The organism is Microvirga aerilata, assembly GCF_016743775.1.
Taxonomy (GTDB): Bacteria; Pseudomonadota; Alphaproteobacteria; order Rhizobiales; family Beijerinckiaceae; genus Microvirga; species Microvirga aerilata.
Genome location: NZ_JAEQMY010000013.1, coordinates 128095 through 148552, shown reverse-complemented (window position 1 = coordinate 148552; position 20458 = coordinate 128095). Strand labels below are relative to the sequence as shown.

13 protein-coding genes and 1 pseudogene are annotated in these 20458 nt (G+C 62.4%); 4 read left to right on the top strand and 10 right to left on the bottom strand.

The features are described from left to right. A pseudogene (locus JKG68_RS34240) lies at positions 1-2649 on the bottom strand (hypothetical protein); the annotation flags it as partial. Positions 2650-3152: 503 nt separating this feature from the next. Further along, entirely contained in the window at positions 3153-3902 is a 750-nt protein-coding gene (locus JKG68_RS11765; protein ID WP_202059507.1) for an NYN domain-containing protein, read from the bottom strand. 354 nt (positions 3903-4256) lie between these two features. Between JKG68_RS11765 and JKG68_RS11760 the strand changes: the two genes are divergently transcribed. Then, positions 4257-4814, top strand: coding sequence for a hypothetical protein (locus tag JKG68_RS11760; protein ID WP_202059505.1), 558 nt, complete (start codon positions 4257-4259; stop codon positions 4812-4814). A gap of 76 nt (positions 4815-4890) precedes the next feature. Here JKG68_RS11760 and JKG68_RS34235 read toward each other — a convergent pair whose 3' ends face one another. Beyond that, a complete protein-coding gene (locus tag JKG68_RS34235) occupies positions 4891-6756 on the bottom strand; it encodes a recombinase family protein (RefSeq protein ID WP_202059503.1) in 1866 nt (621 codons plus the stop codon). Positions 6757-6837: 81 nt separating this feature from the next. On the opposite strand from JKG68_RS34235, the gene JKG68_RS11750 reads away from it, so the two are divergent. Then, a complete protein-coding gene (locus JKG68_RS11750) occupies positions 6838-7170 on the top strand; it encodes a hypothetical protein (protein WP_202059501.1) in 333 nt (110 codons plus the stop codon). A gap of 117 nt (positions 7171-7287) precedes the next feature. Here the strand turns inward: JKG68_RS11750 and JKG68_RS11745 are convergent, their stop codons facing one another. Together JKG68_RS11745 and JKG68_RS11740 are read right to left on the bottom strand one after the other, a co-directional pair. Further along, positions 7288-7713 carry a universal stress protein gene (locus JKG68_RS11745; protein ID WP_202059499.1) on the bottom strand — a complete coding sequence of 142 codons (426 nt, stop codon included), beginning with the start codon at positions 7711-7713 and terminating at the stop codon, positions 7288-7290. A gap of 49 nt (positions 7714-7762) precedes the next feature. After that, positions 7763-8083 carry a 2Fe-2S iron-sulfur cluster-binding protein gene (locus JKG68_RS11740; protein WP_202059497.1) on the bottom strand — a complete coding sequence of 107 codons (321 nt, stop codon included), beginning with the start codon at positions 8081-8083 and terminating at the stop codon, positions 7763-7765. Positions 8084-8399: 316 nt separating this feature from the next. Here JKG68_RS11740 and JKG68_RS11735 point away from each other — a divergent pair, with 316 nt between their 5' ends. Then, positions 8400-13370 (top strand): apolipoprotein A-IV repeat region-like domain-containing protein, encoded by a 4971-nt coding sequence (locus tag JKG68_RS11735; protein WP_202059495.1) that lies wholly within the window; start codon positions 8400-8402, stop codon positions 13368-13370. Between the two features lie 528 nt (positions 13371-13898). Here the strand turns inward: JKG68_RS11735 and JKG68_RS11730 are convergent. Genes JKG68_RS11730 through JKG68_RS11715 form a run of 4 tightly spaced genes read right to left on the bottom strand, consistent with a single transcriptional unit; the run spans position 13899 to position 18128 of the window. Beyond that, positions 13899-14564, bottom strand: coding sequence for an ABC-type transport auxiliary lipoprotein family protein (locus JKG68_RS11730; RefSeq protein WP_312890782.1), 666 nt, complete (start codon positions 14562-14564; stop codon positions 13899-13901). A gap of 24 nt (positions 14565-14588) precedes the next feature. Next, entirely contained in the window at positions 14589-16166 is a 1578-nt protein-coding gene (locus JKG68_RS11725; protein ID WP_202059491.1) for an MCE family protein, read from the bottom strand. 8 nt (positions 16167-16174) lie between these two features. Beyond that, positions 16175-16975, bottom strand: a complete 801-nt coding sequence (locus JKG68_RS11720; protein ID WP_202059489.1) for an ABC transporter ATP-binding protein — start codon at positions 16973-16975, stop codon at positions 16175-16177. A 4-nt stretch (positions 16976-16979) separates the two neighbouring features. Next, on the bottom strand, positions 16980-18128 hold the full coding sequence (locus JKG68_RS11715; RefSeq protein WP_202059487.1) for an ABC transporter permease: 1149 nt from the start codon (positions 18126-18128) through the stop codon (positions 16980-16982). Positions 18129-18208: 80 nt separating this feature from the next. Between JKG68_RS11715 and dgcA the strand changes: the two genes are divergently transcribed. Continuing rightward, entirely contained in the window at positions 18209-19192 is a 984-nt protein-coding gene (gene dgcA / locus JKG68_RS11710; protein ID WP_202059485.1) for an N-acetyl-D-Glu racemase DgcA, read from the top strand. Here dgcA and JKG68_RS11705 read toward each other — a convergent pair. After that, positions 19162-20343 carry an MFS transporter gene (locus JKG68_RS11705; RefSeq protein WP_202059482.1) on the bottom strand — a complete coding sequence of 394 codons (1182 nt, stop codon included), beginning with the start codon at positions 20341-20343 and terminating at the stop codon, positions 19162-19164. The two genes, dgcA and JKG68_RS11705, sit on opposite strands and share 31 nt — an antisense overlap. Between the last annotated feature and the right edge of the window lie 115 nt (positions 20344-20458).

The window sequence follows — 20458 nt, the reverse complement described above, 5'->3', positions numbered from 1 at the left end:
GCCTTGCGGACCCGTAGGACCTTGCGGACCAGTGGCTCCGGTCTCGCCTTGCGGACCCGTAGGACCTTGCGGACCAGTGGCTCCGGTCTCGCCTTGCGGACCCGTAGGACCTTGCGGACCAGTGGCTCCGGTCTCGCCCTGGGGCCCTGCTGGACCCTGCGGACCAGTGGCTCCGGTCTCACCCTGAGGCCCTGCTGGACCCTGCGGACCTTGGGGAAGCGGGATAAGTCCATCAGGCAATTTCAGCAAATCTTCCAGAGTGACAATGCCGTCACGGAAGTGGAATGCCTCGACATTGCTAATGGTATCGGTTCCTTCGTTGCCGTCGAAGGTCCACATGTCTTTGATTGTGATACTTCCATCTTGATTCTTCGTCAGATGGAAGTCCGAACGGGTTCCTTGAAAGCTGACAAAGTCGAAGTCTGAGCCTCCATCGATCAGGTCGTCATGCAAACCACCTTCGATGGTATCATTCCCCGAGAGGCCCATGATTGTGTCATTTCCACTCCCACCACGGACAGCGTCGTCGCCACCTCCAGCACCAATTATGTCGTTGCCATCCTCTCCATAGAGCCAGTCTGATCCTACATTCCCAGAGATAGCATCATCTCCGCTGCCGCCGAAGACAGTGTCAGCACCGTCACCGGCAGAAATGTTGTCTGCACCACCTCCAGCACTAACAAAATCGTCGCCAGTGCCAGCGTTGATTGTGTCGTTCTCTTCAGAGTAGGCAGAAGAGATCGAGTCGTTCCCATTTCCGCCGATAATAGATGCTGCGCCGGTCTCGACTTGGATCAGGTCGTCGCCGTTTCCGCCTTCGATGGTCGTACCGGAGCCGCTGGCTGTAATCACATCGTTGCCATCACCGCCATCCAGGAAATCGTTTCCGCCCTGGCCGTCGATGTAATCGTCTCCACCAAATCCCTTAATATCGTTGTCAGCATAGTTGCCAATGATGGTATTGTTCAGGTTGTTACCGTCGCCATTCCGACCCACGGAAATGCCATCGTTAGTTTCATTTTCTTCGAGATTAAGGTTCTCCAGCGCATCACCAAGCTTGTAATACTGGAGGGACGAATTGACCGTATCGTTGCCTTCGCCGACCAGTTCCACGATGACATCATTGGTGTGATCGACGCGGTAAACGTCGTCGCCCTTCCCGCCGATCATCGTGTCTGCACCGATACCACCGTCGATCATATCATTACCGTTGCCGGTCGTGATCGTGTTGTTCTGGTCATTGGCGATGAGGGAGATATCACCGGCTCCGACGAACCGGATATCTTCGATGTATTCGTTCAGCCAAATGTGCTGTCCGTTTGCTTCACCAGTCAACTCAATAGTGTCATGTCCACCATTGGTATATTCTTCGATCTCGGCACCGCCATTGAGTTCGCTGCTGTTGATCTCAACGATATAGAGGTCGTCACCGAGGCCGCCTATGAGGTGATCACTGCCGCCACCGCTATAGATGGTGTCATTGTTTTTCCCGCCGACGATGGTGTTGTTGCGCTCATCACCGTGCCCGGTGAAGTTGCCGTCACCTGTGTATACCAGCCGTTCGATGCCTGGACTGATTGTGTATTCGTCAACGGTCGTGACGATCACGTCAGTTCCAATCCACTGATCACCAGTCTCCGTCACGACATCGCCGACGTTGTCCACCATGTAGGTGTCCGAACCATTGCCGCCGATAAGAGTGTCTGCTCCGGCTCCCCCGTCGATTGTAAATGCCCCACCGAAGTTCCCCGATGAACTTACCTTGATGACGTTATCGATATCATTGCCGACCAACGTCATGAACCCCGGCATCGAGGTGGCCGCGTAGGTTAAGTTCTCAACATTATCTCCGAGAACGTACCTGGGTGGCGGGGGCGGAGGAGGCGGAGGAAGCGTTGGATCGGCTGGAACGGGGGTATACGGCGTGTAGACACTCGTCAGGATGATCGTATCAATTCCCTCGCCAGCATTCTCAATAACCGTGGTATCCGTGCTGACCTTATAAGTATCATTGCCAGCCCCACCCTCAAGAGTATTAGATAGGGCAGTGCCAATATATGTATTAAGGGCTGTGAAAATGTTGTCGAGGCTATTTCCAATACCATGGAAGTTCGCCAACGACATTCCGCCGCTTCCAAGGGTCAGGTTTTCAACGTTATTGGCCAATATATAAGCAGATGTGGGTGCTGCCACCCCCGGCCCAGACCGGAAGATTACTGTGTCGGTGCCTTCCCCGGCGTTTTCGATTACGACAGTGTTGGCGTCAACCATGTAGGTGTCATTGCCTGTGCCGCCTGCAATTGTGTCAACAACAGCGGGTTCGCCATTGTACGGGTAGTTGTTGTACCCGCCGTCAAGGGTATCGTCGCCGGAAGCCCCAATAATGTGGTTGGCGTATCCGTTACCGGTGCCAGTAAAATTGCCGGTTCCCTTAAACGATAGGTTTTCAATGAAACTGGATGATCCCTGGTACGGTAAACTATTTAGCGAATACGTGTTCAGAGATGTTTCTATTCCGTCGATCCCACCACCATCATAAATAGAGACGTTGTTGTGATTGACCACATAAAGCGTATTCTCGAAACTCCAAGGGCCATTGCCACTGAGGCTTTGGCCATCAAACTCACTATTGATTGTTTGATCGTACATAATTCGCCCCTTAACTCGATTTTGATTAGGCTGATAAGGTATATGCTATTGCGGGTTGTTATTCTTTCAGCCGAGAGGTCAGCCTGTTGGTTAGCTAAGCGACCCATCAGAACCCGTCAGCACTCCGGAGTTCAAAATGGTCTCTTGTATAACTGTGCCGCGCTCTCGCCTTCATTTAGCCCCATTGTCGCATCTTTGCGAGAAAAAATTCTATCTTGATGTTATAAAAATACATATACTTGTTAATAAGAAAACTCAGTCAAATCCACATTTCTCTGGCGGCTTGCAGTGATACCGGCTTAGAAGCCTTGATGATTGACCTGTCTCGGTGAGGATCAAGGGTGCATGTTGTCGGGAGGACATCGTGAGATTACGGAAGCCGGGTCGGTGGTAGGTATGGGAAGCCTATCCTCAAGTTATTGTTATATTGTGAATGCGATGAGTGGCATAGGACCGCTTTGCTCCCCTCAGGTTTTCCATTGCGGAATTCCGTTCATGCCGCCTCATGATGCGTCCGCTCTCTTCTTCCGTTGCTCCACTTTGAGCCGAACGCGTAACGCTCCACCCTCAGGCTGATCCACCTCGAATGCACCAGCCTTGCGTACAAGGTCACCCAGCTTGCGAAAGCCGTAGGTGCGGGAATCAAAGTCCGGAGCGATGCTTGCCAACCGATGGCCGAGCATTCCGAGGTTAATCCAGCCATCCTCACTGTCGATCTGTGACAGAACCTTCTTGAGAATAGGCACTGCCCCACTGGGCTGACGCAGCGGCTTGGTCGCCTTTCCGGAATTAGGTTCAAGAGCATGAGTTTTCTGAAGCAGGTTCTCCGTGTAGAAAAAACGACGACACGCTTGGCGGAAACTCTCGGGCGTCTTCTGCTCGCCGAACCCAAAAACATCGACACCCTCCTCCCGGATACGACCGGCGAGGCGGGTGAAGTCGCTGTCGGAGGAGACAAGGCAGAAGCCCGTAATGCGGCCACTGTGGAGGAGGTCCATGGCGTCGATCACCAGGGCAATATCGGAGCCGTTCTTGCCGGTCGTATAGGCGAACTGCTGCTGCGGGATTATGGCGTGTTTTGCCAGAATGTCGGCCCATGGCTTCAGACGTGCGCCTGAAAAGTCGCCGTAGATTCGACGGACGTTGGCTTCTCCGATCTTGGCGATCTCCTCGAAGAGACCATCGACGATTCGGGGAGAGGCGTTGTCGGCGTCGATTAGGACGGCAAGACGGGCCGAGCGTGGTTCGGGCATTGTTGGGCTACTCGGCAAAGTTCCGGGGAATAACTACTCTAACCGTAGCGCAAGCTTCGCTATTTCGGAAGGCATTCTCAAGCCGTGGTCGCCGATTATTGTACCATCTACGGCACCAAACTTTATGATCAAGACATTTGTGATTTTGATCGGCAAGCTCCGGATTGAGAGACAAGAAGAAGTCATTGAATCGTTCTGGTGCCCGGATGCTTTCATCCTACACAGTCCAGCCAAGTGCTATGTTCCTTGACCTTTCGGCCTGTACATAGCTGCTGACTTCGGCTTAATGCGATACTTTGGAGATGGTCAGAAGATCATTTCCAGTATCCAATGATAGGTATTGCTGACCGAGCGATGACAACTTACAGCCACGCCCCTCGCCCCACTGGCCAAACAATTGCGTACACGCTTAAGGAAGACTGCCTGATCATCGATTCTGGTAGCAAGGTGCAGATGGCTCAACTTGGTGCGGTCGAGCGCATCAGGTTAAGCTATGAGCCAGGGCGATTTTCCAACCGAATCTTTCGAGCGCGGCTCACACTTAAGGATGGTAAATCAATCAATATCACGTCCGTGAATTGGAAGAGTCTTATTCAAGCCGAAAATCTCGACGCAGCCTACCGGACCTTCGTCCTTGACCTTATAGCAGCAGTGTACCGCACCAATCCGAAAGTCGAACTCCTTTCGGGTAAGCCTACCTTCGTTTGGCTCTTAACTGTTTCTATTGCTGTTGCCAGCTTCGGCGGTATGTCAGTGTTGATCTGGCGCGCACTTCAGATGGGAAGCGTAAGCACCGCGCTGATGGGCATCTTGCTCGCAGTCGTAGGCATCTGGCAGATCGAGCCGATGGTCAGACTGAATAAGCCTCGAAACTTCACCGCAGATGATCCGTCACAAATGCTTTTGCCTTGAGCAATCAATTTTATTGCAGATGGAGGAGCCGAGTTGCTTCGCCATATCGCCAAGTTTTAATTAGATCGGCCACGATCTAACCTTTCATATCATCGCCCGCCCCTGTGGAATAGATTTTACTACTCTGGAGTTGGATAAGCTCCGACAAGGGCTGAACGTTTTCGGGCCAGAAGTGATACCGGGTGATTGGAATTTGGACCCTTCTCACGAATTCGATGTCACGAACCTGCCACCGACCGCGCCGCTCGGTCTGCCGGAACAGATACCCGCAACGACCCTCCGGAATGCGGTCGCCGTCGATGAAGACAATGATGGTCATATCGTCCGGATCGAACTCGATAGAGCCGACAAAGGCATGCAAGGCCGCAGAAAGCTTTGAGCGGATCGCGAATTGATAGCGCTGCAACTTACTTTTCTCGACCTCCTCGTAGGTTTCTCTGATCCTTTCATCGAGCCGGTTCAAATCCGACCGCAGCTTGGTCACGACGGCCTCTGCATCTCGCCGCGTATCCCTGTTGGCAATTAACGTTACCCTCTCGCCCTTCAGGTAGTCCCGCCGTGCAAGCGCAGCTTTCTTCGTGGCCAGCATCTCCTTGACATCGGTGCGATAGAATTGCGTCTCGTCGTCGTCTTCGCTCTCCCTGATCAGTTTCAGGAGCTTGGCGCTTTCTTTCTCCAGCCTTTCGAGCTTCAACGTGATCTCGGCAATCTCGTTCTCGGCAGATTGCAGAGCTTTTTCCTTGTCAGGATCGCGGAAGATTTCGCTCAGGCGATATTCCTTGACGTGGTCCAGGATCGCCGTCTCGACCAGTTCTTTCTTGAAATAGGTTCGCCTCTTGCACTTGTGTTTCCGGTTAGCATTGGCGCAGACGAGCGTGGCACGTTGGGGGTTCTTGCTATCGCTATACGGCACGATCATCGGGCCACGGCAGCGTGAGCAGACCGCAATGTCCCGGAAAAGGTTGGCGTAGGTTTTGCCGAGCGCGCCGCCTTTTGCTCGGGCCTTGTTCCGTCGCCGCGCCCGCTCAACCTGCTGCCACAGGTTCGCGGAAATGATTTGCGGATAGAACTCCAGGATCGGGTCACCGGCAGGTTCCTTCTCTCTGACCTTAACCCGCGCTTCTTTTCCATCCACGATCTTTGTGATTTCTTTCTCTACCTCGGTGCGCGGCTGGTACTCGCCCAAAACGGCGCGATTAATCAGAATATTTCTGACCGAACTGGGACCCCACCGTTCCGCTTTCTTGCCGGTCCGGACCTTAACCCTGTTATTGACCTTAACTTCCTCGGCGCTGAAGGGAGGTATGCCGCGTTCGTTGAGATCATCGGCAATCGCGCTGGCTCCAATCCCTCTCGCGGCCATCTCGAACATGATTACGACGAATTGGACACGGTACGGGATAGGCTGGTAGACCTCCCCGTCCAGATACAACCAGCCTGGACAGATTTCTCCCTTCTCCTGGTTGCGATGACGTTCAGCCCAGGCTTCTGACGCACGGAAGCTCTTCATCTGAGCTTCCTCGTGGGCGCGGGACATGATGAGGATCGCCCCGATGATTTGGAGCGGTTCGTCCAGGGAAGCCTTGGTGTAGACACGGCGGTCGGCTACCGTGCAGATCACGATGTCTTCCAGGAGCAAGTCCTCTAAGACTTTCTGAGCCTCGCTGATCCGGTCTCTACTTAACCTGTCCAGGGACTCAACAAAAAGCCAGTCGCCCCTTGGGATCAGGCCGTCCTTCACGTCCTGCTTGAAGCGCGCCAGCATGCCGAATTTCGAGTTATCGCCCCGGTAGGCCGAGAGCCCATAGTCGGCGTAACTCCGGATCAGAGGGATGCCCTTTTCGGCGGCGACCTTCTCGACGAGGCTGCTCTGACGACGGATTGAGTCGCCCTGCCCTTGGATCGCGGACGAATATCTGTAATATGAGTGTCCGTTAGGCACAGAGAAGCTCCATCAAGCTCGGCTGTTGATCGTGACACGAAGTCTGATATCGCGCAATTCTGCTCGCTCAACTGGAAGAGCATGGTCGAAGCCCAGGAGATGACCCGGGAATACCGTGCCTTCACCCATGCCCTGTGCGACGCCATCGTTCGCGCCAACCCGAAGGCCAAGCTCGTGGCGGGAAAGCCCTGGGGCATGTGGCTCCCCACCTCGGCGATCGCCGTCGCGTCGCTTCTCGCCATGGCCTACCTGATCTGGCAGGCTTATCAGATGGGCGCGACGAACGTCGCGCTTTTGGGTGCGCTCCTCGCGGTCGTGGGCTTCTGGCAGATCGAGCCGATGATCCGGCTCAACAAGCCCCGCCCGTTCCGTTCGGAGGCGCTGCCGGAGGAGCTTCTGCCGAAGGCGTCCTGAGGCGTACCCGACCTGTCCGGAACCCACGCCGGCACCCTGACCGTCATCCCCGCGAAGGCGGGGAACCTAGGCACGGCGCTGAAGCTCGAAGCGCCAGGGATGAAGCAAGGGCTCTCGTCAGGTCCGCACCACCAGCACCGAGCAACCGGCATGGCGCACGATGGTGGCGGCGTTGGAGCCCAGCAGGTAGGTCGCCATGGTAGGCCGGTGCGAGCCGATGACGATGAGATCGGCGCCGGTCTTCTCGGCCTCGTCCAGAACCTCGTTGTAGACCGAGCCGAGGCGAACCACCGCCGAGACCTGCTCCGGGGGAAGCCCCACGCCTGCCGCCAGCTCGGCAAGCTTTGTCTCCGCCTCGCCCTGCTGGGCATCGTCGAAGGCAGGGGGCATGAACTCCATATAGGTCACGGGCACGATGGCCCGCACATAGATCAGGCGCACGGTGCTGCCGGCGGTCCTGGCAAGTTCGACGGCCTTGTCGATGGCGGGCCTCGCCGCTTCCACTTCACCGAGATCGACAGGAACCAGGATCGTCTTGAACATGGGCTTGCCTCCAGGTCAGCCTTTTCTCTCAATCAGCCGGGTCTTCAGGTCAGCCTTGACGCGTGGGGGTATGGACCACAAGCCCGTCGAGTTCGGGACGCACCCTGATCTGGCAGGACAGCCGCGAGTTCGGGCGCACGTCGAAGGCGAAGTCGAGCATGTCCTCCTCCATGGGCTGGGGCTGACCGGTCGCATCCTCCCACTCCTCGGCCACATAGACGTGACAGGTCGCGCAGGAGCAGGCTCCCCCGCACTCCGCCTCGATGCCCGGAACGCCGTTTCGGATGGCGGTCTCCATGACCGTCGCGCCTTCCTCCGCCTCGACGGTGCGAGCCGTGCCTTCGGCGTCGATGAATGTAATCTTGATCATTGCGGACCCCTGCTTGCTGGCGCATACTTATGACAGACTGCGCCGGAAGACGAGAGATGAGCGCAAAACCTGCCGTCTTTTCGCCGCAATTTGCCCGGTAGAGCAGGTTACTAAGCCGTTAACGACGTTCGCAAGTGGCTGGGGACATCGGGTTTCCTTGTTGCAGTTCGGCCGCTAGACTTACTTGGTAAATGACAGATTACCGTGCGGTGACGCCTTGACTGGTGAATCCGCGCCGGCTGAAGCCACGCATTCACCTTTCTTTTCAAGGATGGGATGGCTTCGAGCATCATCAGTTGCGTCACGAGGGCGGATCATGGCGACCGAGAAGAAGAAGATGAAAGACCCGGCGGAGGCAGCCCTGTCGGCTGTCGAGCAAGCGCTCAACCTCGACGAGACATTCGTCATTCACACGCCCGGGCGCTCGGACGACAAGTCTTCTTCCGAGCCCAGGCTGCCCGATATCGACGACCATGATTTCACCAGAGGCCCCTTCGGCCTCGGATCCGATTCCCTGTCGGCCCAGGCGGACGATCACGACCCCAGGCTGAACGACATCTCACGCTCCGGCTTCGTCGCCCCCGACCGGAACGCCGTCGCCAACGACGACCGCCAGAATGTCGGCGTGATGCTGCAAGCCCTTCAGTTCCGCCCTTCCCGTCGCGCCTACGTGCTGGCGACCCTGGCCTCCCTCCTTTGGCTCGGCGGCGTCGGCGCCCTCGTCTACTCGCAGGGCATCACGACCCCCGAGCAGCTTCTGACCACCTTCTCCACCTCGCAGCTGGCCCTCGGCGCGGTTGGGCTGGTGGCTCCGCTCTTCCTCTTCTTCATCGCCGCCATGCTCACCGTCCGCTCCCAGGAGATGAAGATGGTGGCGCGCGCGGTCGGCGAAGTGGCCATGCGCCTGGCCCAGCCCGAGAGCTTCTCCACCGACGCGGTTCTGTCCGTCTCCCAGGCCGTGCGCCGTGAAGTGGCGGCGGTCGGCGACGGCGTCGAGCGGGCGCTGGCTCGCGCCGGCGAGCTCGAGACCCTCGTGCGCAGCGAGATCTCGACCCTCGAGCGCGCCTATTCCGACAACGAAATCCGCATCCGCTCGCTGATCGACGAACTCGTCGCCCAGCGCGAAGCCATCGTGTCCAACGCCGAGCGTGTGCGCGGCTCGATCACCGGCGTGCATCAAAACCTGATCCAGGATCTCGATGGTGCCAGCGAGCGCGTCGTTTCCGCCGTCAGCGGCGCGGGCGACAAGGTCACGGCCTCGCTCGAGAGGCAGGGCGATCACATCACTCAGGCCCTTGGCCGCGCCGGCGAGCGCGTCGTCGAGGAAATGGCGAGCCGCGGCGTGGAGCTGGTGGAGCGCCTTTCGGGCTCCAGCGAGGAGATCAAGAACGGGATCTCGGACGTCGGCACCACCATCACGAACTCCCTCGAGAGCAAGGCCCAGGACATCACCGGCGCCTTCGAGCGCACCGGCGACCTCCTGACCCGCCACCTCCAGGAAGGCGCAAGCCAGGTGACCCGCACCCTCGCGGAGACCGGCCGCGGCGTCATCGATGCCCTCGCCCAGCAGGGCAACGACGTGCGCGAAGCCTTCGAGCAGACGGCCCGCACCCTCGAGGACAGCTTCGCGCAGCGCGGAAGCGAGATCACCGAGAAGCTGGCCGCGACCGGCGGCGTGATCGCAGACGACATCTCGGCCCGCACCGCCGAGATGCGCGATCAGATCGCAGCGGCAGGCTCCACCGTGAGCGCGGAAATCCTGTCTAGCGGCAGTCTCGTGCGCGAGCAGCTGTCCACCACCGGCACGTCGCTGGTCCAGGAACTGTCCACCACCGGAGCCTCCCTCGTTCAGGAGCTTGCCTCCAGCAGCGGCAGCCTGCGCGACGAGTTTGCCCTTACGGCAGGCTCGCTGATCGAGGACATGAACACCCGTGGCGTCGCCCTGCGCCAGGAATTCTCCACCACCGCCGGTTCCCTCATCGAGGAGCTGTCCACCCGCGGCAGCAGCCTGCGCGAGCAGCTGGCCAGCACCGGCACCGGCGTTGTCGAGGAGATCGTCCTGCGCGGCAGCGAGTTCCGCGACGGGCTGGCCACCACCGCCGCCGACGTGACCCGCGAGATCACCCAGCGTGGCGGCGAAGTGCGCGAGCACCTCGAAAACGCCGTCCGTCTCGCCGACGAGGCCATCGGCAGCAGGGTCGACGATCTTGCCACCCGTCTCGAGACGGCGAGCCAGCGCGTCAGCGAATCCGTCACCGTCCAGGGCCAGGCCCTGGAGACCAGCCTCACCGAGGCCGGTGAGCGCATCTCGCAGCTCATGGGCACCCAGGTCGAGGAGTTCCGCACCACTTTCGAGTCCCGCGGCCAGGAGTTCTCGGAGACCCTCTCCCTCCACACGGACGAAGCGCAGAACCGCATGGCCAGCACGGCCAAGGACATCGTGCTCGCCATCGCGACCCAGGGCTCGCGCGTCAACGAGGCCCTCAACCGCACGGCCGAAACCCTGTCGACCACGGTCGACAGCCGCACCCGCGAGATGGAAGAGGTTCTCAGCGCTCGCCTCACGGCCCTCGAGGACGTCACGAGCCGCGGCGGCGATGTGGCCGACCGCATCTCCCGCGACGTGGGCAGCCTCACCGAGACGATCACCGGCCGCCTTGAGGAGATGGACCGCCTGATCACGGTTCAGGGCCGCACCGTCGCCGAGTCGTTCACGGAGCGCGCTCGCGAAGCCACAACGGCCATCGAGGCCCAGCTTGCCGCCCTGGAGGAGCATGCGTCCCGCCGCACCGGTGAGATCACGGGCAACTTCGACACCATCGTGGAGCGGGTCGACAGCGTTCTCGGCGCTCGCTCGACGGCGCTCAACGAAGCCCTCGTGGTGCGCACCGGCGAGATGGCCCGCGTCATGGCCGAAGGCAGCCGCGACGTGGCCAACGCCCTGCAAGCCCGCGTGGACGAGATCACCCAGGCGATCACGGCCAAGACCGGCTCCATCACAGATGCCCTTGCGTCCAAGGCGGAGCAAATCGGCGAGACGCTCGATACGCGCGCGGCCACCATCGATCAGATCCTCGGCACCCGCGCCGGCGAGATCGCGGAGTCCCTGGAAGCGCGCATCACGGCAATCAACGAGGTTCTCGGCACCCGGGCCGACGAGGTCACCGAGGCTCTGGGAGCCCGCGCGTTCCAAATCGACCAGACCCTGGGCAACCGCACCGCAGAGATCGCCGCAACGCTTGCTGGCCGCACCGAAGAGGTCGCCGCCGCTCTCGATCAGAGCGTCACGATGCTCGAGGAGCGGGTGGTCAATCGCCTGAGCGGCGTGGCCGAGACGATCGACGAGCGAGGTCAGGCCGTCCTCGGGTCCCTGACCGGCCGCATCGGCGAGATCCGGTCGATCTTCGAAACGCAAGGGGCCTCCCTCGTCGAGACCCTCGGCAACCATGGCGAGGTGCTCGGCCGCGAGGTCTCCGCCGTCAGCGACGCGACCCTGCGCAGCCTCGAAGAGCGCAGCAATGCGGTAATCGAGAGCCTTCAGGATCGCAGCAGCACCATGCTGTCGTCGCTCCAGGAGCGCACGATGGAGCTGACCGCATCCTACATGCAGTCCACCGAAGCGATGCGCACCGCCATCGACGAGGGCACCGAGCGGACGGTCGAAACCCTCACCGGCGCCAACGATCGCCTGCGCGGCGAGCTCACGGATGTGCTCGGCCGCCTGCAGGAGGCCAACCGCGTGCTCCAGCAGGTTGCCGCCTCCGCCAGCAGCAATCTGGGCGCCGTCGAGGACGGCCTGGGCGGGCGCGTTCAGCATATCGAGGCGCTGCTTTCGGAAATCGCATCCCAGACGGGGCGCGCGTCCGATCAGGTGGCCGAGCAGGTCGACGCCCTTCGCAACGTATCGTCGGGCGCCATCCAGCAGGCCGCGGAACTGGCCCAGAGCCTCGAAGAGCGCGGTCGTGCGCTCACCGACACCACCCGCGAGCGGATGCAAGCCCTCACCGAGGCGGCAGCCGCCCTGGAGCAGGTCGAAGCCCGGATGAACGAGGCTTTGTCCAGCCGCCAGCAGGCCTTGGACGAGCTTCTCGCCCGGATCAACGAGCGCTCGCAGGATCTGGATTCCGTCACCCGCTCCTTCACGACTCTCGTGGAGGGCTCGCTGGAGAATGCCGAGACCAGGGCGCGCCAGATCGGCTCCGCCCTTGCCGAGGCCGCCGAGACGACCACCAGCGCCATCGGAGACCAGTTCGAGCGCATCCGCGCCACGACCGGCGTCGAGAGCGAGCGGACCACGGCGGCCCTGCGCACCACCTACGAGCAGGCGGCCGCCGAGATGGCCGAGGCGCTGGGCAGTGCCACCGCGAAGTTCCGCGACACCATGGGCGAGCTGCGCGGCATGACCGGCCAGATCCAGCGCGAGCTCGAGGCCACCCGGGCGGAGCTCCGCCGCGGCGTCGTCGAGCTGCCGCAGGAGACCCAGGAGACCACGGCCAACATGCGCCGGGTCGTCGCCGACCAGATCAAGGCTCTCAACGAGCTCTCGGCGCTGGTGTCCCGCTCCAGTCGCCTGGTCGATGCGGCTCCGGCCGCTCAGCCTCGCCGGACGGCCGTGAACGACACCCCGGTTGCGGCGACCATGGCGGCCGTTGCGGCGGCGGTCGAGCAGCGGATCGCCCAGACGCCCGCTCCTGCACCGACGGTGGCCCGACAGGCGGAACCGAAGCCTGCTCCCGTACCGGTTCCGGCACCAGCACCCGCTCCGGCCCCCGTGCGTCAGGCTCCTCCGGCTGCCGAGCGTCCGGCCCCACGCCGCGAGGAAGCCCCTGCCCGCGAGGCGAACGCCCGTGGCGGCTGGCTGTCGGATCTCCTGAATCGCGCCTCCCGCGAGGAAACCGCTGAACATTCTCGTTCAGGGGGGCGCCCCGACCGCACCCGGGTCAACAGCCTCGAATCCCTGGATTCGATCTCGGTCGATATCGCCCGAATGATCGATCACGACGCGGCCGTGGAGCTGTGGGACCGCTATAAGCGCGGTGAAGGCAACGTGTTCACCCGTCGCCTCTACACGCTCCAGGGTCAGCAGACCTTCGAGGAGATCCGTCGCAAGTACCGCGCCGACAATGAGTTCAAGCAGACGGTGGACCGGTATGTGGAAGAGTTCGAGCGCCTGCTCGCCGAAGTCTCCCGCGACGACCGGGACTCCATGCTGACCAAGACCTACCTCACCTCGGAAACCGGCAAGGTCTATACCATGCTGGCCCATGCCAGCGGCCGGTTCGATTGAACCGGTCGATCATAGGAAAATAAGGAACGCGGCTTTCGGGCCGCGTTTTTTGTTGGGTCCTGCCGCAAGGGTCATCCTGGGGCTGCGCAGCAGAATCCGGGATTGCATGACGAGTGTAGCGCGTGCTTCCCTCCCCCCTGTGGGGAGGGCCAGGGTGGGGGTGTAGGCGCCTCACCGTCAAAGGTTATCGCCCACACATCCAACTCCTCCCCACAAGGGGGAGGAGAGCTGGACACGCCCTTATGTTCCTCGCTTGCAGAACAGAGTGTTTCCAGACGGGCGCGAGGCCTGGGGAAGAGGGCTGGCGTTGCGGCTCGTCTATCCAGCTTGCTCGCAGGAAGCCTATCTCAGGCAGGTCTGTAGCTCGTGAGGGAGGGGAGTTCCAGTGCTATCCCGTCCGGCAGTCCCAGGATCCGTTGCGCAACCCCGAAACGGCGTGAAGAGGTCGGGCACCCATGAAAATGCCCGGCGCATACCGGGCATGGCTCCATGAATCGGACGAGAAGTAACCTCTGGGAGCTGCTCTGCCTAAGCGGGCTCTCTGGCCGGTGAGGTCTCGCTCATCGCCTCGCCCGGCTCCTCACGCCGCGGCAGGCGGCTGCTGCTCACCCAGCGCACGATGTCGAGCATCACGACGGACAGGGCCTCGTCGAGGGCGCGGGTTGCATTAGGCGCATCGACCGCCGTGGCAGGAACGCTCGCCTTGAAAATCCGGCCGTTCACGATGCGCCCGTTCTGGTCGCTGACGATCTTGACCGAAATCTCGACCGCCGCCTCGTTGGCCGGGGTCGCGATCTCGAACCGGCGCAGCTCCGACACGAGCTGAACGTCCGCCACCGCCCCGCTGCTCGGCCGTGAGACACCCCGCAGTTGGGAGGCGTTCTCGAAGGTGTTGATCAGCCGAGTCTGGATCAGGCGGGGCAGGTTGTCGGCCCACTGCCCGCCCCCGATGAACGACACGGAGCCGCTGGCATCCTTCACGAGGATCTGCTGGGTCGAGAGGGTCTGCAGAGCCGCAGGCTCGGCCACCAGCACCTGGACGCCGGCAGCACCCCTGATCCGCGCGGTGGGCGCCGAAAGATCGAAGGTGGCCGGGGGGGATCCCGACGAGCAGGCGCTCGCCAAGGCAGCCAGAACCAGCACCGGGGCAAAACGCCGGAGCAGCCAGGCTCGATCGGTTGGTGAGGTCAACACAGAGGATCCACGCATACTGGTTACTTAACGGCGTCCATTGTACTCGGGGAGGTTCGAACGGCCACCGAAAAGAAACTGCTGTGGATTACGTTCAATACTCCGCACGGCGCGGCTGATGTCGTTCAGCGTCCTGCGGCCTTCCACGGCCAGGGACTCGTATTCCCGCAGGCCCGAATCCGTGAAGCGGCCGACGCCGGAGAGAACGCCCTGGATCCCGGCGGTGCGCTGGTTCAGGTCTTCGGCAAGCTCCCGCACCGAGACTGCGGCGGCGCGGATCTCGTCAAACGCCCCCTTCCCCGATTCGCCCGAGGCCGAGCCGAGGAACTTCTCCGCTCCCGCCAGCACGCTGTCGATCCGGTCGGCGGACTTGTTGAGCTTTTCGGTGATCGCCCGCGCCTCCAGGATCGCCTTGTCGACGTCGGGGCTGCGGCGGGCCAGGGTCTGCGTGAAGGTGTCCACGCTCTCGACCGTGCGCCCGAGCTTGGCCGGATCGATAGCCCGCGTGATGTTCGCGAACTCGGTCAGGGCCACATCGAGCTTCGGCGCGCTCTCATTGAGGCGGGCGATGAGGCTCGACGCGTCGCGCAGGGCGCTGTCGATGGCCTGCCGGTTCTCGCCCAGAGCCCTGGTGAAGTTGTCCGTGTTCTCCACGATGCGTGACACGCGCTGGCTGTCGATGGATTGCGCCACCTGGTCGACCTTGTCGACGGTACGGCCGATCTTGGCCGGATCGACCGCCTTGGCGATGTTGGAAATGTCGCCGATGGCGCTGTCGAGCTTGGGCGCCGTATCGTTCAGGCGGGCGGTCAGGCTCTCCGCATTGCGCAGGGTGTTGTTGATGGCCTGCCGGCTTTCGCCGAGCGCCATGGCGAAGTTGTCGACGCTCTCGACGATGCGGGAGACCCGCTGAGGCTCGACGGCCCGGACCACCGCATCCACGTTCGTCGCCAGGGTTTCGAGCTTCTCGGCCAAGGGGCCGACCTTCTCGGCCGCCTGCCCCACCTGGGCCAGGAAGCGGTCGATGCCCTCCGCGTTTTCGCCGAGCGCCTGGGAGAAGCGCTCCACGTTCTGGATCGTGCGGCTGATGGAGCCCTCGTTGTCGGTTACCACCCGGCCGACCCGCTCCAGCACGTCGTCGGCCCGGCGGGCGATGTTGCGGGCCGTTTCGATGAGGTCCTGGAAGTCGGAGCGGTCGGCAAAGATCGTCGGCATGGGCTGGCCGGGGCCTGCCGCCAGCGGAGGAGCACCCGGCTCGCCACCAGTCAGGCCGATATTCGCCACGCCGGTCAGGCCCTGGTACTCCAGGCGGGCGCGGGTGTCCGAGCGGACCGGGGTGTTGCCGTCCACCTGGACGATGCCGACGACCCGGCGCGGGTCCTCGGGCAGGAGGCTGATCTCGGTGACCTCGCCGACCCGCAGGCCGTTGAACGACACGCTCGACCCCTGGGACAGCCCTGCCACCGACCCGGAGAACACGATGCGGATGCTCTGGCGAGCCTGCCCGCGCTCACCACCGGAGAACCAGTAGACGAACCCGAAGGCGGCTGCGATCACCGCCAGGGTGAACAGGCCGATCAAGGCATAGTTTGCACGCGTTTCCATCGTTACCCTTACGCGCCGCCGGCCATGACCGCGCGAGCCCGTTTACCGTGAAAATAAGAGCGGAGCCATGGGTGATCTGATGCCAGCATCGCCTCGATGGGACCCTCCGCGAGAATTTTGCCCTCGCCCAAAGCCGCTATCCGGTCGCAGACAGAATAAAGGCTATCCAGGTCATGCGTTACCATGAATACGGTGAGGCCTAAAGTCCGCTGTAACGTCGCAATGAGTTCGTCGAACTCGCCGGCGCCGATGGGGTCAAGGCCGGAGGTCGGCTCGTCGAGGAAGACGATGTCCGGATCGAGGGCCAATGCCCGCGCCAGGGCCGCGCGCTTGATCATGCCGCCGGAGAGTTCGGACGGCAGCTTGTCCGCCGCATCCGGGTTCAGCCCCACCATCTCGATCTTGAGCATGGCGAGTTCATCGAGCAGCCGATCCGAGAGGCCAAGGTACTCCCGCATGGGCACCTGGATGTTCTGCTTGACCGTCAGGGCGGAGAAGAGCGCACCCTGCTGAAACAGCACGCCCCAGCGGCGCTCCAGCAGGGTGCGCTCGGCGGAAGACAGCTCGTCGAGGTTCTGGCCCAGCACCTCGATGGTGCCGGCCCGCTTGTGGACAAGCCCCAGGATGGCCCGGGTCAGGACGGACTTGCCCTGGCCGGAGCCGCCCACGAAGCCGAGGATCTCGCCGCGGTAGACGTCAAGGTCCAGCCCTTTCAGGATCGTTTTCTCCCCGAAGCCGACCTCGACGCCGCGCGCGCGGATGATCACGTCGCGGTTCGAAGCATGGTCGGGATGGTGCCTGTCGAGCATCGTTTCAGAACCTGATGGCTGCAAAGAACATGGCAAAGAGGCCGTCGAGCACGATGACCATGAAGATCGCCTTCACCACCGAGGAGGTCACATGCCGGCCGAGCGACTCGGCAGAGCCCTGCACGGCCAGGCCTTCCAGGGTGGCGATGATCCCGATGATGAGCGCCATGAAGGGCGCCTTGATGAGGCCCACCAGGAAGGTATTGAGCCCGACCGCTGCCCTCAGGCGGGTGAGGAAGACGTCGGGGCTGATGTCGCCGTAGATCCAGGTGGTCACGCCGCCGCCCACCAGCGCCGCGATGGAGGCGATGAAGGTCAGGAGGGGAAGGCCGATGATCAGGGCCATGATGCGGGGGACGATCAGGACCTCCATGGGGTCTAGGCCCATGACCCGCAGGGCATCGATCTCCTCCCGCATCTTCATGGAGCCGATCTCGGCCGTGAAGGCCGAGCCGGAGCGGCCCGCGACCATGATGGAGGTCAGCAGAACGCCCAGCTCGCGCAGGACCAGGATGCCGATCAGGTCGATCACGAACGGGGTCGCGCCGAACTTGACCAGCTGGAAGATGCCCTGCTGCGAGACGATGCAGCCGACCAAGAAGGAGATCAGGACGATGATCGGGACGCCCTTGTAGGCGATCTGCTCCAACTGGTTGATCACCGCCGTGCCCCGGAACCGCCGGGGATGCAGGATCACCCGGACAAGGGCGGACATGAGCTCGCCGAGGAAGCCGACGCCGCCGACCATGTCGCGACCGGCACCCGCAACGCTCTGGCCCACATCCACGAGCAAATCCACGAACCTGGAGTGCCGGGGCTTCGGCCGCTTGTCGAAATCGCGGTAGGCGGCTTCTCCCAGGAGGATCCGCTGTTCGTCCGTGGCGTTCACCAGATCGGCGGAGCCTCCGGCGCCCAGCTCATGCCGGGTCCGATCGAGGATCCAGGCCCCGAGGGTGTCGAGCCGCTCCACCCCGGCGAGATCGATGACGGTGGAATGCCGGCCGGCCTCGGCGGCGATCTCGCCCGCCAAGCTCTCGACCCTCCGGGCATGCTGAGCCGTCCAGTGGCCCGCAAGCCTGGCGGTCACCGTGTCCCCAGAGTGCTCGATCCTGACTTGCGGCTCTTGAGCCAAGGTGCTCTGCGCCACGATCATCCTTCCGGCGTTGATTCCGCTTGGTGATAGCGTGTCACTGCGCCACAAGTCGAGACGTAGTTAACCGAGAAGCCGAGAGAATGCGCAAGCTCACCGTTTCCATAGACCGTTTTCCCATCGCGGGAAAGTTCACCATCGCCAGGGGATCGCGCACCGAAGCTGTCGTGGTGACGGCCACGATCACGGAGGACGGGGCCACCGGCCACGGGGAATGCGTGCCCTACCCCCGCTATGGCGAGACCGTGGAGGGCGTGGCGGCAGCCATCGAAGCCATCCGACCCCGCATCGAGGAGGGGCTGACCCGGGAGGCTCTTCAGGATCTCATGCCCGCCGGGGCGGCCCGCAATGCGGTCGATTGCGCCCTGTGGGATCTCGATGCGAAGCGTTCAGGGATCCGTGCCCATGTGACGGCCGGCCTGAACCGCTGGCCCCCTGTGACCACCGCCTACACGATCAGCCTCGGCTCCCCGGAGGAGATGGCCGAGGCCGCCGCGAAGGCCGCGGGCCGTCCCATCCTCAAGGTGAAGTTCGGTGCCCCCGACGGCGATATCGAGCGCATCAGGGCGGTTCGCCGGGCAGCCCCGCAGGCGACCCTGATCGCCGACGCCAACGAGGGCTGGACCGAGGAGAACCTGGAACGGCACCTCGCCGCCTGCGCGGAGGACGGCTATGCCCTGGTGGAACAGCCCCTGCCTGCGAAAGCCGACGATTTTCTGGGCCGGATCTCCCGCCCCGTTCCGATCCTTGCGGATGAGAGCGTGCATGACCGGGCGAGCCTCGACCGGCTGGCAGGGCTCTACGAGGTGGTCAACATCAAGCTCGACAAGACGGGCGGCCTCACGGAGGCCCTGGCTCTCGCCGACGCAGCCGAGGCGAAGGGCTTCTCGCTCATGATCGGCTGCATGGTCGGCACCTCGCTTGCCATGGCGCCTGCCCTGGTGCACGCCCCACGGGCCCGCTTCGTGGATCTCGACGGGCCGCTTCTGCTCGCCCGGGACCGGGAGCCCGGCCTCAAATATGAGGGCAGCATCGTTTATCCGCCGGAGCCGTCCCTCTGGGGCTGAGCCTTCAGCTGGCGGACGGCGACCAGCGTCAGGATGAAGCCGATGGCTCCCAGGGGAGCCATCGCGGCGAACACGGCGGCGCCCCCGTCCTTGTAGATCAAGCCGCTGACGATGGTGGATCCTGCCGTCGTGAGCGCGGCCAGGGAGCCGTAGATCCCTTGGGCCCGCCCCCTCGCCTGCATGGGAGCAAGCGCCGTGAGGGCCGCCATGGTGCCGATATGGGTCGCCGCGAAGGACAGGCTGTGCATGGTCTGAAGGACAAAGGTGAGCTCGGCCCCCGGCTGGAGCGAGAAGATCGTGAACCGGACCGCCGCCGCAGCCGACCCGATGAGGATCAGGCCCAGTCCCGAACCACGGCCCACCGCCCGCCCCAGAAAGACGAAAACCAGGATCTCGGCGACCACGCCTGCGGCCCAGAAATACCCGATGACCTCGTCGGAAAAGCCGATGGAGCGCCAGTAGATGCTGGCGAAGGCGTTGAGCGCCCCATGGCTGCCCTGCGTCACCGCGCCTGCAATCAGCAGCAGCCATAGGACCCCGGACAGCTTCGGCGAGCCTGCGGGCTTCGGGGTTTCAGGGTCAGGCGAGGGCTCCGGGGCCTCATGCGGAACCGCCCCGAGTGTCGCGGCAATCCCGAGAACGGGAATAAGGGTCAGCGCCACGATCACCACGTCGGCCCCAAAGGCTCCGACCAAATATCCGCCCGCAATGTTGGCGAGAAAGAACGCCACGGAGCCGGCGCCCCTGACCCGGCCGTAGTTCAGGCCCGGATGCCCCTGGACCGCGTTGGTCGACACGAGATCGTTGCCCGGTATGACGCAGGCCTGCGCCACGGCCACGAGGGCCACCAGGGCGATGATCGCGACGCTGTTGTCCGCAAGCATGAACAGGGGGAAGCCGATCAGCTGCCCCAGATGGCTGCCCAGGAGCAGCCGCCTTGCCCCGAACGAGCGGTCGGCAAGGCTCAGGAGCGGCGCGGTGGCCAGGATCCGAACGATGATGGGGATCGCGACGACGAGCCCGATGAGGGTTGGAGACAGGCTCTTGCTCTGCAGCCAGAGGGGAAAGAACGGCAGGTAGATTCCATGGCTGGTGAAGCTGGCAGCGTGCAACGCACCCAGGCGGAGTTCGAGAGCTTTGAGCGAGTGCATGGAGGAAGAGATCTTCTGGGAAACGCTGAAAAGGAGCCGAAGGAGCAAGAACGCGGTGCAAGACTTTCCCTAACGGCACCAAAGGGGTTGAGCTGGCCTGCGCTTTGCACACATC